This is a genomic window from Brenneria roseae subsp. americana, from assembly GCF_003115815.1.
Classification (GTDB): Bacteria; Pseudomonadota; Gammaproteobacteria; order Enterobacterales; family Enterobacteriaceae; genus Brenneria; species Brenneria roseae.
The window spans coordinates 69,106-84,358 of record NZ_QDKJ01000011.1; the positions used below are offsets into that span (position 1 = coordinate 69,106).

Below are 15,253 nucleotides of genomic sequence, written 5' to 3' on the forward strand. Positions count from 1 at the left end.
GGCAAGAACAAATGTTGATTGTTGAGATAGCGCAGAGGAAAGAAAAATGCCGTCTTTCAGCCATAACGGGCGCTGACAGACGGCATTCGAGGAGATGCGTGGATTATTTTTGCTGCGCAATGACGTCTGCAAGCGTCTTCATTTGTTCAGTAATCAATGCCACGATTTTCTCGTCTTGCAGATTACCCTGATCGTCAAAACTACCGGCAAAGGCATTCGAGAACACTTCCGGCTTATTCAGCGGGTGAATGTTCAGGAAAACGCAGGTTTGACGCAGATGGTATTGTGAGCGGGACGTTCCCATCCCGCCGCCGGCGCCCATCAGGGCGGCCGGTTTGCCGTCCAGAACATGAGTATCGGGAAGACGGGAAAGCCAGTCGAGGATGTTCTTGAGTGCGGGCGCCATGGAATAGTTATATTCGGTACAGGCGAAAACGAAGCCGTCGGCGTTTTGCGCCTGACGCGCGATACGCTGTACGGATGCGGGCACGTCGGTCAGGTCGGCGTTGTAAAAGGGCACATCCAATAGATCGGCGATTTCCAGTGAAACTCCCGCCGGAAGAACAGACTGGGCTGCACGCAGCAGCCCCCGGTTGGTAGAGGCTTTCCGCAGGCTGCCTGCAATACCTAACAGTTTAATCGTGCTCATCGTGTTGTCCTTAAAATTCAGCATCAATATCGACAATAGAAATTAATTTGTGGTTCACAAACTCTTTGATTCCCAAACCGGTGAGTTCACGTCCGTAGCCCGAACGACGAACGCCGCCGAATGGCAGGTCGGCTTTCACCCGCGTCGGGTGATTGATGTACACCATCCCCGTTGAGATTCGTTTTGCCACTTCCACACCGTGCGCCGTGTCGCGCGTGAACACGGAGCCGCCAAGGCCAAAGGGCGAATCGTTGGCAATGTTGATCGCGTCATCTTCATCTTTGGCGCGAAATAGCATGGACACCGGACCGAAAAATTCCATGTGATAAGCCGGATTATCCGGTGTCACATCCGTCAGGATCGTCGGCTGAACGAAAGCGCCTTGTTGCGGCACGCTGGGGCCGACTTCCAGCGCGACGGCGCCGTGAGACACGGCCAGCTGGATTTTTTGTTTTACTTCATCGGCCGCTTCCTGTGAAGAGAGCGGGGCCAGCGTAGTGTTTTCATCAAACGGATCGCCTGCGCGTAGCGCCGCGACACCCTGTGTATAGCGATCCAGAAATTCGTCGTATACCGCGTCAACGATGATCATTCGTTTGGAGGACACGCAAACCTGGCCCCCGTTCCAGTGACGGCCAAATACGGCCCATTTCGCTGATTTTTCCAAATCGGCATCGGCCAGAACGACGAACGCATCGGCGCCGCCGAGTTCCAGCGTCGATTTCTTCAGGGCTTTGGCCGCCTGCTGGGCTACCATTGCTCCGGCGCCTTCTGAACCGGTTAATGCTACGCCGTGAACGCGGGGGTCGTTCAGAATCATGTCAATATGGTCACGGGTGGCATACAGATTGGTAAAGGCGCCGTCCGGCAATCCCGCCTCTTTCATCAATTGTTCAAAGCGGGCGGAGCTTTGCGGTACGTTCGACGCATGTTTCAGGAGAATGGTGTTACCCGCGGAAAGCTGCGGTGCAATAATGCGGGCAATCTGGTAATACGGAAAGTTCCAGGGTTCGATAGCCAGCAGCACGCCTAACGGTTCATGGACAATCTGCGCCGTCGCTTCTTTCGGATTGGCGACGGGGAGCGTTTCCGGCGCCAGTAAACGTTCTGCGTTGTGGACATAATACTCGAAGATTTGGGCAGACAATTCGACTTCTGCATGCGCCTCGCCAATCAGTTTCCCCATTTCCAACGTCAGTAAACGTGCGAATTCGTCTTTATGCTGGCGCAACAGGTCTGCGGCTTTTTGCAATATTGCCGCACGAGTTGAAAAAGAGGCGTTTTTCCAGCCAAGAAAGGCGCTATGCGCTTTTGTGATGGCGTCCGCGACAATCGCGTCAGTGGCGTCTGGGAACGTTTTGATGACCTCGCCCGTATACGGATTGGTTGTTGCATATCCCACTGTAAACCTCCTGAAAACAAGATGTTCGAAAGTATGGTGCTCACATGAGTTTCGGCGATCGCACTACCTGCGTGATGAGGCAGAATGTACCGAGGATTGACGTTTTCTCTCTGTCATAATAGACAAGGATTCGTATAACCGTGTCATCTGGCTATGATACGCTTTATCACGGTCGTGAAGTGAATTTTCTGGGTGGTATTTGCAACGTCGGGGCGGTGCGTGCATGGCGCCGGTATCCGATCGTTTCATCGGATAGGGCGGGTTTTATGGTATTGACGTCCGGCCGGGAAAATTTAAATTTCAATGGCGGGTGGTAGTAACGCGGGTTGAATCTATTAGCGGGCCAGTACGCTCACTGCCGTAATAATCGGGCCGCCCACGGTGCGTTTCAAGGCGCCGATCGCCAGGCCTTTCAGCAAGGTTTTTGCGCCGCGACGAATCGTGCTGTCGATGTAATCCCTGTCTTTGGCCGAACGCAGCCAGCCAAGCTGCTCAAACTTCTCAAGCAATTGTTCGACAGCGACCTTTCGACTATCGAAACAGATAGCCACCGATCCTGCATAGATACGATGGGTTATCTCCTGCACACCATCCAACTGCGCCAGTTGCCGAACAACGTGTTCTACCTGTTTGGGGTTCCGCTGAATATAGTCGGAACGGACGCGAACGCGGTTCTGGGTCTGGTGCAGGTAGGGGGTCATGGCAACCTCGAACATGAAAATTGTAATGCGAATAATTTACGTTACCAATATTAACTTGTCCACTTATTGCCGGTAAACCTGCTGTTTTTTTGCCCTCCGGCTGACAAAAGCCAGAACCACTTGATAAACCGCAAAGAATCAAAACCACACCGGCTGATAATAACTTTATGTTTGTAGGGTTTTTGTGTTTGCCTGCTATTAGGCCAGACGGGTTTTAATATCAGGAAGACGATGTCCGCCACGATCGCAGATGATGCAGGAAACAGTATGGAGTCAGATGATTTAAGCGGGCTGATGATGTTACGTCGTTTTATGGCTGTCGAACATCATATACCGGGACGCATTCGTTTACGTTTCACCAATAGGCTGATCCCCGGTCTTGGTAAGGGAAAGCTGGAAAAACTTGAGGCGTTATGCCATCCCGACAATGCGCTGCGCAGCTATGCGCTCAATACCCATACCGGAAGCCTGTTACTGGAGTATGACGTCAGGCAAATCAAACCGGCAGTGTTGACGCAGCTTTTCGGTGCGGATGATGCAGCGGCCCGGCAAGTGCTGGAACAGTTGATTCAGACGCTCTCGCCGTCATCCTAATTATAAAGGAATCGAATATGAGCAATGATAATAACAATCCTGTGAATCCGGGGGGCGCCTATTACCCTCCGTTTGGCTATCCTTACTACCCGCCCGCGCCCGCGCCCGCGCCGGAGGCGGCGCCACCTCAGCAGCCCGCGTATTGGCCCCATCCTCCGATGTGGTATCCGCAAATGATGCCGGGATTCCCGCCAATGGGATATCCCATGCCGCCACAGGCGATGGCGGCGGCGCAGCCTTCCCATCATGCCCAGCCCGCTTTTGACTGGAACCAGCAGGCGCAGAGCATGGTGGAAAATATGATGGGCGAACAGGCCGGGATACTGAAAAACATTATCGGGACGGTTGGTATGGATGATAAAGAATTCTGGAAAGGCGCCATGATCGGTGCGGCGGTCACGCTGTTGTTAACCAATGAGAGCGTCCGCAATATGCTGCTGCAAACCGTTGCCAACACGGGCGATTTACTCAAAACCGGCGGCGCCAAAGTCAAAGATGGCGTGAAAAGCGGCGCGGAAAGCCTGAAAGAAACCGCAACCACCAGTTCGACTATTTTCCGCGATACGCTGAAAGCCGGGAAAGAGGGTTTTAACGAATCGGTAGAGCGCCATCGTCAACAAGGGCAACCCGCAGACGAGGAACCGCAGAATGAGCAACAATCGTGACAGCCTGAGCCCGGTGAGCCGGGCCGTCATCGCCGGTGCGCTGGTGGGCACCACGGCTTCTTGCGTTGAACAGTGGCGTCGCTATCAGAACGGCGAGAAAACGTTGCACCAGACTGCCGCCACCGTGATGTGCGACGCCGCTAAAGGCGGAATGGTCGGCGGCGTGGTGATGGCTGTCGCGAATGCAACCGCCGGCCGGCCCGCGTTAACGTTGCTGACATTACTCAGTGCCGGCGCTGCCGGTATCTATCTGATGGATGCGATAAGTAAAAAGGATGCGCATAATGAAACCGTCTAATTATCCTTATGCTTACTACCCGTATTATGCTGCTTATGTCCCGACGCCTCCGGCGCCAGCGCCTTATCGTCAGGCCAACGGCAGGGCGCATTTGCTGACTGGCGTGGTCGCTGGAGCGGCGATTGCCTATTTGCTGAGTAATCGCGAGGTCCAGCAAGGGATCACGACAACGGCCAGCAAAGCGTGGGGAACGGTTCGTGGTGAAGTCGAAGAGTTAAAAGAACGTCTGGCCGATTTACAGGCAGAGTTAGAGTACTACCGTAATCGCGAACAGGACGCAGAGTGATCCATCATTTGCCTGACACCATCTCGCTGGTTCATCAACTGCCGGGGCGGATACGGCTGCGTATTCCACAGATGCGGTATCACCCGCAGGGTCTGGTCTGGTTGAAACGCCAACTGCTGTCTTTCCGCGGTGTCAATGGCGTTCGTCTGCGTCCTGAAGCCTGTTCGGCGGTCATTACCTACGACCGCGGGCAGACCAACGGCGATGACCTGTTGCAGAAGACGCTGGCGCTGGATTGGCCGACGCATACCGAGGGGGAGTACGACGCTGAATATTGTAATAGCGATAACCTGCTCAACCTCGGGGGCGTGGCGCTGGCTCAGCTACTGCCCAATAACTGGGCTGCGCTGCCAGCCTTATTGTTAACCGCGCCCACTCTGGTTGAAGGCGCAGAGAGTCTTGCGCACGGCCAACTGAAAGTGGAAGTGCTGGATGCGATGGCATTGGGATTATCCATGGCGCGGGGCGATCACCGTACCGCGATGATCACCCAATCCCTGCTGACGCTCGGTGAGTATCTCGAGCAGGAAACCAGCCGTCATTCCGATGCGCTTCTGGCGGATCTGATGCAACCCAGAGAACATGCGGTCTGGGTTGAGCGGCAGGATCGACGCGAAGCGATCCAAAGCAGCGAGTTGGTGAATGGCGATTTGATGTTGCTGGGGCCGGGAGACAATATTCCCGCCGATGGAACGGTTCTGCGCGGCGTGGGGCTGATTAATCAGTCATCCATGACCGGTGAGAGCGTGCCGGTTCGCCGGGAGCGCGGCGCCTGGGTCTACGCGGGCACTCAGGTGCAGGATGGCAATATTACCGTTCGCGCCGAACGGGTTGGCGATGAATCGTCAGCCGCCAATATCCGGCGCTTTATCAGTGATTCTCTAAGCCAGCGCAGTGAAACGCAGCGTGTCACACAACAAATGGCCGATCGGCGGGTGGCCATCACCATGGGGGTCGGCGCGATGGTTTTTGCGTTAACCCGTGACTGGCAGCGTCTGGCCTCCGTCTTTTTGGTCGATTATTCATGTGCGTTGAAACTGAGTACGCCGATTGCGTTTAAATCCATCATGAGTCGTGCGGCCTGTCAGGGATTACTGCTGAAAGGCGGGTGGGCGATTGAGAAACTGGCCACCGTTGATACCGCGGTATTTGATAAAACCGGCACGCTGACGCATGGTGATATGCTGGTGACCGACGTGGTCAGTTTTGATCCGAAAAAGGTCTGGGCCGAGCGCCTGCTGGCTATTGCCGCCTCTGTCGAGGAACACAGTAACCATCCGTTGGCGAAGGCGGTGGTTGCCGCGGCCGCCCACCATGAGTTACCGCATATTAATCATGGTGAAGTAGAGTATGTCATCGCCCACGGTTTACAGTGCGAGATGGATGGTCATCGCATGGTGGTGGGCAGCCGTCATTTTCTCAGTTGTCACTGTCATATCGATTTTACCCCGTTTGAAAATGAAATCGCCGCACTGGAAGCATTGGGGCGCCACCTGCTGTTTATCGGTCTGGATGATAGTCTGGCAGGAATGATTGGTCTGTTGGATGATGTGCGGGAAGAGGCCGTGAACGTGATCCAACGGTTGCGTGAACTGGGCGTGAAAAACGTCGTCATGTTGACCGGTGACGGGGCTGAGAAGGCGCAACAACTGGCGCAGGCGTTATCGATCGATCGCTTTTTTGCCCAGGCGACGCCGGAAAGTAAAGTCGATATCGTCCGCGATCTGCAACAGCAAGGCCATCGCGTGCTGTTTATCGGTGATGGCATCAATGATGCCCCGGTATTAACCCAGGCTGATGTGGGGATGGCGATGAACCAAAGCACGGAACTGGCGCAGCAGGCCGCTGATGCGGTGTTGTTGCAGGATAGCCTCGACGGTGTGGTTACCGCCTGTGAAATGGCGCAGGAGGCGATGCGGCTGGTTAACAGCAATATCCGACTGACGGAGTGGGTGAACAGCTCTATCATGCTGGCGGCGGCAATGGGCTGGCTGAAACCGACTGCCAGTGCGTTATTGCACAATGGAACCACGCTGGGCGTGTTACTGCGTTCATTGGCGGCGGCCAAAAACCGCCGGCATCCCGCTGCCGATAGCGTTGATTAACGTGGCGGATTATCGCGGGCTACATTGACTGCTTGCCCGAATCGTCATAATGGCAGGAAAGCGGTACGATTCCACGCTTTCACCGGCGATGCGCTTGAGCAGGGTTTCAACGGCCAGATAGCCTTGTTGGTACATACAAGTGCTGATACTGGTTAGCGGGATCTGTAAATGCGCGGCCAGCGGCGTGTCGTTATAGCCGACTACCGCAATATCCTGTCCTGGTATCAACCCGCGGTTACGCATGGCGCCGAACAGTCCGATGGCCAGAAAATCATTAACGGCAAAAATGGCGGTAGGGCGTTCCGGCTGCGCCAGCAAGGTTTCTCCGATGGCAAAACCGGTCGCGGCGTCGAACGGTCCGTGGATAATGTTGTGGGGGAGAATCGTGATGCCCCGCTCGTGGTAGTAATCCAGAAAGTGAGTCACGCGCTCAAGGGCATTACTGCTATGAGCCTGACCAGCAATAATGCCAACCCGCGTATGACCTTGCTCAAATAAATGCTGTGCGGCCAGACGCCCGCCTTCGCCGTCATTCGACGTGACGGAACAAAGCTCCCCTTTACGACGGCTGACCAACACCAGCGGGATGCGCTGCTTTTCCAACTCGCCGATGAAATCTTCTTCGGGCGTACAGTGCGCATCACTGATGATTAAACCTTCTACATTTCGTGCCAGCGCTTTTTCAGCCAACTGCCGCTGGCGTTCAGGCCGATCGAGCGTATTGGCGACAAAGGCGGTATAGCCGTAGTCACAGGCCGCGGCGTCAATGCCTTCATAAATATTGGCCAACACGATATCGGACAGCTGCGGCACCAGTACGGCGATCTCGCGGCTATGTCGGGTTTTCAGGCTAATCGCGTGAGGATTGGGCTGATAGCCGAGACTGGCGGCTAACTCACGAATGCGTTCAATGGTTTCTTTCGACGCCACGCTGGCAATCCTTGCTGTATCACCATTCAGTATGCGCGACACGGTAGAGACATGAACATTCAGTTGTTCAGCAATACTGCGTAATGTGGCGGGACGTTTGCTCATTGAATGACCTTTTAAAAATGATAGCCCGATCCATGGTAAAGGTTCGATGATATTTCCGTCACAAAATTATGCGTACGGCCGACCAGAATGTATACGATTGGCCGGGTGATCCAGACTGGTGCGTCATGCCCTGTTTTATTGCATATCAGGTTTTCTTACTCTACCCAAACGTTTGGGTGAAATTTTAATTGGTTTTTCTGTAAAAGTAATCCATTGATAAAAAATAAAATTTCCCCTTTGTTTCTTGAAAAGCCGTATTACTGAGAAAGTTGGTACATACATTGCGTCTGTCATAGGCAAACGACTCTGACAACCTAAAGGGAAGTGCCAACATGCGATATAAAACTAACCGACATTCTTCTCGTTTTACTCTCCTGACATTGGCCGGAGCGCTGGCGGTAAGCGCATGGACTCCGTTTTCTGCTTCCGCCGCCAGTACCCTGAGTATCGCGATGACCGCAGCCGATATCCCCCTGACTCTGGGGCAACCGGATCAGGGCTATGAAGGCAACCGTTTTACCGGCATTACGCTGTATGACTCGCTGGTGCTGTGGGATCTGTCGCAGGGGGAGAAGCCCAGTGAACTGGTTCCGGGGCTGGCAACCGAATGGCATGTGGACCCGCAGGATCATACCAAATGGATTTTCAAACTGCGTCCTGAGGTTAAATTCCATGATGGCACCTCGTTCAACGCCGACGCGGTGGTCTGGAACGTTGATAAGGTGCTGAATAAACAGGCGCCGCAATACGCTCCGGCGCAGATCGGCAACACGGCGTCTCGTATGCCGACGCTGCTTTCCGCGCGCAAGATTGACGACCTGACCGTGGAGCTGACCACCAGCGAGCCGGATTCCATATTGCCATTCGGCCTCACAAATCTTTTTATCGTGTCTCCGTCTGCCTGGCAGAAGGATTTCGATGCGGTTCCCGCTTCGGTTACGGATCTCGCCGAGCGTTCTAAACAAGCCTGGACGGCTTTTGCGTTTCACGCCGTGGGCACCGGGCCGTTCAAAATGAATAAGCTGGTGGCAAGACAGCAGCTTATGCTGGATAAAAACCCCGACTATTGGGATCCTAAACGGATACCGAAAGTGGATCATGTCATGTTGATCCCGCTGCCTGAAGCCAATGCGCGGACAGCGGCGCTGTTATCCGGACAGGTAGACTGGATTGAAGCCCCGGCACCTGACGCGATGGCGCAGATCCAGAGCAAAGGCTTTAAAATTTATGCCAATGCGCAACCGCACCTCTGGCCGTGGCAGTTCTCATTCGCCCCCGGCTCCCCCTGGTTGGACAAGCGCGTGCGCCAGGCGGCAAATCTTTGCCTGAACCGCAGCGAGCTTAAATCCTATCTTGGCGGCTATATGCAGGAGGCCACCGGGACGTATGAAAAGGATTCGGCATGGTATGGCAACCCCGATTTCAAAATCCGCTACGACGAAGACGCCGCACGTAACATGATGAGCGAAGCCGGCTTCAGCAGCGCGAAACCGGTAAAAGTGAAGGTGCTGACTTCCGCATCGGGCTCCGGCCAAATGCAGCCGCTGCCGATGAATGAATATATTCAGCAGAGCCTGAAAAATTGCTATTTCGATGTGGATATCGTGGTGATGGAGTGGAATACCCTGTTCAGCAGTTGGCGTCTGGGCGCAAAAGATCCGGCCGCCCAGGGAGCCGATGCGATTAACGTCAGCGCCGCGGTTATGGACCCCTTCTTTGGCCTGATGCGTTTTGCCAGTGAAAAAACGTTCCCGCCGGTCTCCACCAACTGGGGTTATTTCACCACGCCGAAAATCGAAGAGCTGATTAGCAAAGCGCGTAACGCTTTTGATCCCAACGCGCTGGACGCCGCAACCGCTGAATTACATAAGGAAATGGTCGACGAAACGCCCTTTTTGTACGTCGCTCATGATATGGCGCCCCGTGCTATCTCGCCTGCGGTCAGCGGCGTGGTTCAGGCTCAGAGCTGGATGATCGATCTTACCTCGGTTGTAAAGGGAAACTGAGCGACGGTTTCTCTCCGGCCGGCTTATCTCCGCATTTCTCCTGATAAATGCGCCGGGCATGTGTTTAAACCCGGCGCAGACTACCGGTCCTGAGGGAAACGTTAATCGCGCTTAAGTGGCCGACATCAACGGTGTAGAGGTGCTTTTTATCTTCGGTCTGCGAGGTTTGTCATGCTCACTTATATTATTCGTCGCCTGCTGCTGGCGACGCCTATTCTGCTCGGGGTGGCGCTGGTCTGTTTCATGCTGGTGCATATGACGCCAGGCGATCCGCTGGTTTCCGTTATGCCGCCGGACGCGTCCGAAGCGCTACGGCAGCAGCTTATCCAGGCTTATGGTTTTGATAAACCCTTGCCGGTGCAGTTCGGCCTCTGGCTGTGGCATGCCGTGCAGGGCGATTTGGGCATGTCTATCGCCAGCGGCCGTCCGGTAAGCAGCGAAGTGATGAATGCCGTGGGCTATTCACTGCGCCTCGCCTTGCTCGCCTCGTTCATCGGTTTTGCCTTAGGCAGCCTGTTTGGTTTTGTGGCGGGTTATTTTCAGGATAGCTGGATTGATCGAATCGCCTCCGCCTTTTCCATTTTTGGCGTCAGCGTGCCGCATTATTGGCTGGGTATGCTGCTGGTTATCATTTTTTCTTCACAGCTCAACTGGCTGCCTGCCACCGGGGGCGGTCCGATGGGGGCGATGGATTGGGCCTGGGATTGGGCGCATCTGAAATTCATGTTATTGCCCGCCATTACGCTGTCCGTCATCCCAACGGGCATCATCGCGCGGACCGTGCGTGCGCAGGTGGCGGAAACGCTGGCGCAGGAATTTATTATCGGACTGCGGGCGAAAGGGATCGGCGAATTTGCGCTATTTACCCATGTGGCGAAAAACGCGGCGCCTACCGCGCTGGCGGTGATGGGGTTGCAGATCGGCTACCTGATGGGAGGCTCCATTCTGGTTGAAACCGTATTTGCCTGGCCGGGAACCGGGCTGTTGCTCAATTCGGCGATTTTCCAACGTGATTTGCCGCTGCTGCAAGGCACTATCTGGGTGCTGGCGCTGTTCTTTGTTCTGCTTAATTTGCTGGTTGATATCCTGCAAACGCTGTTCGATCCGCGCATCAAGAGGGCCTGATGATGAATCTGAATCTTGTTCGCCCGGTCCCGCGACTGGCTCCGACAGAAAAATCACCGGGATATTGGCGCGTCGTGCTGGAGAGGGTGATGCGCGATCCTTCGGCGCTGAGCGTGGGGGCGGTGATTTTATGTCTTCTGATTCTGGCGGTGCTGGGGCCGTGGATCGTTCAGAGCGACCCCTATGCCACCTCCATGTTCAATCGCCTGAAACCCATCGGCTCTCCTGGCTTCCCGCTGGGTTCCGATGAGCTGGGGCGCGATATGCTGTCGCGTTTGCTGCTGGGGACCCGGCTGTCTTTATTTATGGGGATTACGCCGGTGGTGATCGCGTTTTTTATCGGTTCGACGATCGGCATTATTGCCGGCTACGCGGGCGGCTGGCTGAACAGCGCGATCATGCGTACCGTCGATGTTTTTTATGCGTTTCCTTCCGTATTGCTGGCGATTGCCTTATCCGGCGCGATGGGCGCCGGGGTGGTGAATGCCCTGATTTCCCTGACGCTGGTTTTTGTGCCGCAGGTGGCGCGTATCGCGGAGAGTGTGACGACGCAGGTGCGCAACCGCGATTACATTGAAGCGGCGCGCGCCTCCGGCGCTTCGGCGTTCACCATTATACGCACTCAGGTGTTGGGGAATGTGCTGGGGCCGATCTTCGTTTTCACCACCGGCCTGATTTCGGTATCGATGATTCTGGCCTCGGGGCTCTCTTTTCTCGGGCTGGGGGTCACTCCGCCGGAGCCGGAATGGGGATTGATGCTGAATACGCTGCGTACCGCGATTTATACCCAGCCGTGGGTTTGCGCGCTGCCCGGCGTGATGATTTTCGTCACCTCGGTCTCTTTTAATATTCTGGCCGATCGTCTGCGGATGGCAATGGCTGTACGGAGTTGACTATGGATAATCACGACATCGGCGGGCCGGCTCAGCCGCTGCTTATCGGGCAGAAACTGGTCAAACATTTTCCGGTGAAAGGGGTGTTGGGAAAACGCGCTCTGGTGCGGGCGGTGGACGGCATCGATTTCTCGGTGCTGAAGGGGGAAACGCTGGGGGTTGTGGGAGAGTCCGGATGTGGAAAATCCACGACCGCCCGCGTACTTATGCAGCTCATTGAACAAGACAGCGGCGAGCTTATTTTCGATGGGCAGTCCGTCGGCGGCCAGCGATTGCCGCTGCACCACTACCGGCGTCAGGTGCAAATGGTATTTCAGGATAGCTATTCATCGCTCAATCCCCGGCTGACCATGGAACAATCAGTGGCATTTGGTCCGCTGGTGCATGGCGTCGGCAAGCGGGAGGCTCAGGCGCGGGCGCGGGATTTGATGGCGCGCGTCGGGCTGGAGCCGTCACGTTTTGCCGGTCGTTACGCGCATGAATTATCTGGCGGACAGCGCCAGCGGGTCAACATCGCCCGCGCTCTGGCTGTCGATCCTCGTCTGGTGATCCTTGATGAAGCGGTATCCGCACTGGATAAATCCGTTGAGGCGCAGGTGATTAACCTGCTGTTGGATTTGAAAGATAGCCTGAGTCTGACCTATGTATTTATCAGTCATGATTTGCACGTTGTGCGCTATCTCTCCGATCGCATCATGGTGATGTATCTGGGGGAAGTGGTTGAAATTGGGCCGGCGGAGACGCTGTTTGCCGGGGCATTACATCCCTATACCCGCGCGTTGCTCAGCTCCATGCCATCCATGGACCCGACGCAGCGTACGCTGAGATCTCCGTTGAGCGGCGATCCGCCCAGTCCGATCGATCCGCCTTCGGGCTGTCGTTTTCACACGCGTTGCCCGTATGCCGAACCGGTGTGCGCGCAGCGTACGCCGCGGTTGTATTCCGCGGCGCATCAGCATTTCGCCGCCTGCCTGATGATTGAGCCCGATTCCGGACATTCGCGGCGTTCCGCCGATCTTATCCCCGTTAAGGAGGCCTGAATGGCAGAGCAACTCATGATCGATGTGCGGGATCTTAAGGTGCGTTTCCGCCGGGGCAACCAGACGGTATCGGCGGTAAATGGAGTGAGCCTTGAGGTGGCCAGCGGCGAGGTTCTGGCGCTGATTGGCGAATCCGGTTCGGGAAAAAGCGTCACCCTGCGGGCCCTGATGCGCCTCCATCCTGAACGCAGCACCGCCATTGAAGGCCAGATTCATATCGCCGGACAGGATGTGATGGCGCTTTCCAAAAGCCAGCTGCGCGCCCTGCGTGGCCCGGTGGCGGCGATGATCTTTCAGGAACCGTTGCTGGCGATGGATCCGGTCTATACCGTCGGCGCGCAAATCATCGAAGCGCTGCGCCAGCATCGTCCGTTGTCTTATGCCGAGGCGCGGCTTGCGGCGCTGGAGGCTCTGCGCCGGGTGCGCATTCCCAGCCCCGAACAGCGGCTCGACGCCTATCCGCATGAAATGTCCGGCGGGATGCGTCAGCGGGCGATGATCGCGCTGGCGTTGTCGTGCCAGCCACAGTTATTGCTGGCCGATGAGCCGACGACCGCGCTGGATGCGACGGTGCAAATCCAGATTCTGATCCTGCTGCGCGAGTTACAGCAGGACCTCGGTCTTTCAATCGTTTTCGTGACGCATGATATCGGGGCGGCCGTCGAGGTGGCCGACCGGGTTGCCGTGATGTACGGCGGCCGCATTGTCGAACAGGCGCCGCTACAGGAGCTATTGAATAATCCCCGCCACCCGTACACCCAGGTGCTGCTGAGCACCCGGCCGAAAGACGGGCTCAGAAAAGGCGAAAGGCTGGTCAGTATTCCCGGCTCGCCGCCGGACCTGACGCGCTTACCCGACGGGTGCGCTTTTTCTCCCCGCTGCCCGCGCGCCAGCGATGTGTGCCGCAGCCAACTGCCGGCTTCACAGAACGTGGCCGCCGGGCATCAGATTCGTTGTCATCACTGGATGGCAGATCGCCTGAGCGATCCGGCGTCATGAATGAAGGAATAATCACTATGCAGGATAATGCGTTCGCTTTTATGCCCTACCCGGCGGTTGCCGTCGGGCACGCGCCGCACGGCCCGCTGGCCGGTGTTACGTTCGCGGTGAAGGATCTGTTTGACGTGGCGGGCTATCCGACCGGGGGCGGCAATCCTCACGTGCTCGCCATGTCGGGGATAAAACAGCGCACGGCGCCGACGGTGCAGCGGCTGCTGGATGCGGGGGCGGAACTGGTGGGGAAAACCCATACCAACGAGATGGCGTTCTCCATGAGCGGCAAGAATATGCATTATGGCACCCCGCGTAACGGCGCGGCGCCCGATCGCATTCCCGGCGGATCGTCATCGGGTTCGGCGTCGGCGGTGTCTAACCATCTGTGCGATTTCGCCCTCGGGACGGATACCGGCGGTTCGGTTCGCACGCCGGCGAGTTACTGCGGCCTGTACGGATTGCGCCCCAGCCACGGTCGGATTTCTCTGCAAGACTGTCAGCCGCTTTGTCCGAGTATGGATACGACGGGCTATTTTACCCGCGACGCCGACTTGTTCGCTCGGGTCGGGGAGTGCCTGCTGGGTGAGGACGACGCGCCGCTGCCCGCCCGGCCGGAATGGGTGATTTGCGAGGCGCTGTTTGCGTTACTGCCCGCGGCATCGCAGGCGGCGCTGTTGCCCGCGCTGGAACAGATCAAGGCCGTCGCCGGCGAATTGGCGCCGCTAGCCGGACAGCTTCCTGCGCTGGAGGACGCTTACTGGGCCTTCCGTTTTATTCAGGGACGCGAAGCCTGGCTGGCGCAGGGGAAAAGAATAAAGCGCGATGGCTTGGTCCTGGGGCCGGATGTTGCCGGTCGTTTCGCCTGGAGTGAAAGCGTGACCGATGAGCAATATCTTACTAGCTGTGCTGTTCGTGAGCGTTTTCGCGCGGCCTGGCAGGCGCTGGCGGGCAATCGTATTCTGGTCTTGCCCACGGTGCCGGATATTGCGCCGCTGCTGAACGCGAATGATGCTGATATCGAAGAAACCCGGCGTTTGTCTCATCATCTGTTAGCGATTGCCGTACTGTGCGGCGTACCGCAGGTTAATCTGCCGCTGGCGCAAAAAGAGGGCGCGCCGCTGGGGATTTCTCTGATTGGGCCTCGCGGCAGCGATCGGAGTCTGGTCAACGCCGCCGCGCAGATTGGCCGTCACTATTCCTGCGTGCGCTGAAGCCCGGCTTGCCGTCAGGCCGCTCGGATTTTTTGCCCGCGGAGCGATAAATGGGGATTGTTGCCGGCCTGTTTGTTAGACATACTATAAAACGATATGGCTGGCGGTCGATTGCTCGATCGTATCCATATTAACGTGAATTAAATGACTCGGGGTGCCCGTGCGGTAACGCATGGCTGAGAAATACCCGTATTACCTGAACTGGATAATGCCAGCGGAGGGAAGTCACGGTATTCCCCAACCGGTTACC

The 15,253-nt window shown here is 56.3% G+C and carries 15 protein-coding genes and 1 riboswitch; of the genes, 11 read left to right on the forward strand and 4 right to left on the reverse strand.

Translation table 11 applies throughout. From position 1 onward, the window contains the following. Positions 1–103: 103 nt before the first annotated feature. The 3 genes from B4923_RS14555 to B4923_RS14565 form a co-directional block, all read right to left on the reverse strand. Positions 104–649 carry an NADPH-dependent FMN reductase gene (locus tag B4923_RS14555; protein ID WP_109055086.1) on the reverse strand — a complete coding sequence of 182 codons (546 nt, stop codon included), beginning with the start codon at positions 647–649 and terminating at the stop codon, positions 104–106. Between the two features lie 10 nt (positions 650–659). Then, on the reverse strand, positions 660–2,051 hold the full coding sequence (locus B4923_RS14560; RefSeq protein ID WP_109055087.1) for an NAD-dependent succinate-semialdehyde dehydrogenase: 1,392 nt from the start codon (positions 2,049–2,051) through the stop codon (positions 660–662). A gap of 335 nt (positions 2,052–2,386) precedes the next feature. Then, complete coding sequence (locus tag B4923_RS14565; protein ID WP_245929599.1) at positions 2,387–2,752, reverse strand: HMA2 domain-containing protein; 366 nt, start codon at positions 2,750–2,752, stop codon at positions 2,387–2,389. Between the two features lie 231 nt (positions 2,753–2,983). On the opposite strand from B4923_RS14565, the gene B4923_RS14570 reads away from it, so the two are divergent. From B4923_RS14570 to B4923_RS14590, 5 genes are read left to right on the forward strand one after another with little or no spacing between them, the layout of a single operon-like run. Next, complete coding sequence (locus B4923_RS14570) at positions 2,984–3,346, forward strand: HMA2 domain-containing protein (RefSeq protein ID WP_245929601.1); 363 nt, start codon at positions 2,984–2,986, stop codon at positions 3,344–3,346. 17 nt (positions 3,347–3,363) lie between these two features. Further along, entirely contained in the window at positions 3,364–4,011 is a 648-nt protein-coding gene (locus B4923_RS14575) for a YtxH domain-containing protein (RefSeq protein ID WP_109055089.1), read from the forward strand. Beyond that, complete coding sequence (locus B4923_RS14580; protein WP_109055090.1) at positions 3,995–4,309, forward strand: magnetosome protein MamC family protein; 315 nt, start codon at positions 3,995–3,997, stop codon at positions 4,307–4,309. The genes B4923_RS14575 and B4923_RS14580 overlap by 17 nt, the downstream gene beginning before the upstream one ends. Then, positions 4,296–4,595 carry a YtxH domain-containing protein gene (locus B4923_RS14585; protein ID WP_109055091.1) on the forward strand — a complete coding sequence of 100 codons (300 nt, stop codon included), beginning with the start codon at positions 4,296–4,298 and terminating at the stop codon, positions 4,593–4,595. Before B4923_RS14580 ends, B4923_RS14585 begins: the two co-directional genes overlap by 14 nt. Next, positions 4,592–6,700, forward strand: a complete 2,109-nt coding sequence (locus B4923_RS14590; protein ID WP_245929602.1) for a heavy metal translocating P-type ATPase — start codon at positions 4,592–4,594, stop codon at positions 6,698–6,700. Before B4923_RS14585 ends, B4923_RS14590 begins: the two co-directional genes overlap by 4 nt. A gap of 9 nt (positions 6,701–6,709) precedes the next feature. Here the strand turns inward: B4923_RS14590 and B4923_RS14595 are convergent, their stop codons facing one another. Beyond that, positions 6,710–7,735, reverse strand: a complete 1,026-nt coding sequence (locus B4923_RS14595) for a LacI family DNA-binding transcriptional regulator (RefSeq protein WP_109055092.1) — start codon at positions 7,733–7,735, stop codon at positions 6,710–6,712. Between the two features lie 332 nt (positions 7,736–8,067). On the opposite strand from B4923_RS14595, the gene B4923_RS14600 reads away from it, so the two are divergent. The 6 genes from B4923_RS14600 (at position 8,068) to B4923_RS14625 (ending at position 15,003) form a co-directional block, all read left to right on the forward strand. Next, entirely contained in the window at positions 8,068–9,741 is a 1,674-nt protein-coding gene (locus B4923_RS14600; protein WP_109055093.1) for an ABC transporter substrate-binding protein, read from the forward strand. 171 nt (positions 9,742–9,912) lie between these two features. Then, on the forward strand, positions 9,913–10,866 hold the full coding sequence (locus tag B4923_RS14605; RefSeq protein WP_109055094.1) for an ABC transporter permease: 954 nt from the start codon (positions 9,913–9,915) through the stop codon (positions 10,864–10,866). Between the two features lie 2 nt (positions 10,867–10,868). After that, entirely contained in the window at positions 10,869–11,759 is an 891-nt protein-coding gene (locus B4923_RS14610; RefSeq protein ID WP_109055160.1) for an ABC transporter permease, read from the forward strand. 2 nt (positions 11,760–11,761) lie between these two features. Next, positions 11,762–12,799 (forward strand): ABC transporter ATP-binding protein, encoded by a 1,038-nt coding sequence (locus B4923_RS14615; RefSeq protein ID WP_109055095.1) that lies wholly within the window; start codon positions 11,762–11,764, stop codon positions 12,797–12,799. Further along, the gene (locus B4923_RS14620; protein ID WP_109055096.1) at positions 12,800–13,798 is read left to right on the forward strand and encodes an ABC transporter ATP-binding protein; all 999 of its coding nucleotides are present in this window, start codon (positions 12,800–12,802) and stop codon (positions 13,796–13,798) included. Between the two features lie 17 nt (positions 13,799–13,815). Continuing rightward, positions 13,816–15,003 (forward strand): amidase, encoded by a 1,188-nt coding sequence (locus tag B4923_RS14625; RefSeq protein WP_109055097.1) that lies wholly within the window; start codon positions 13,816–13,818, stop codon positions 15,001–15,003. Between the two features lie 140 nt (positions 15,004–15,143). Next, a riboswitch (TPP riboswitch) is annotated at positions 15,144–15,243 on the forward strand. The last annotated feature ends 10 nt before the right edge of the window (positions 15,244–15,253 follow it).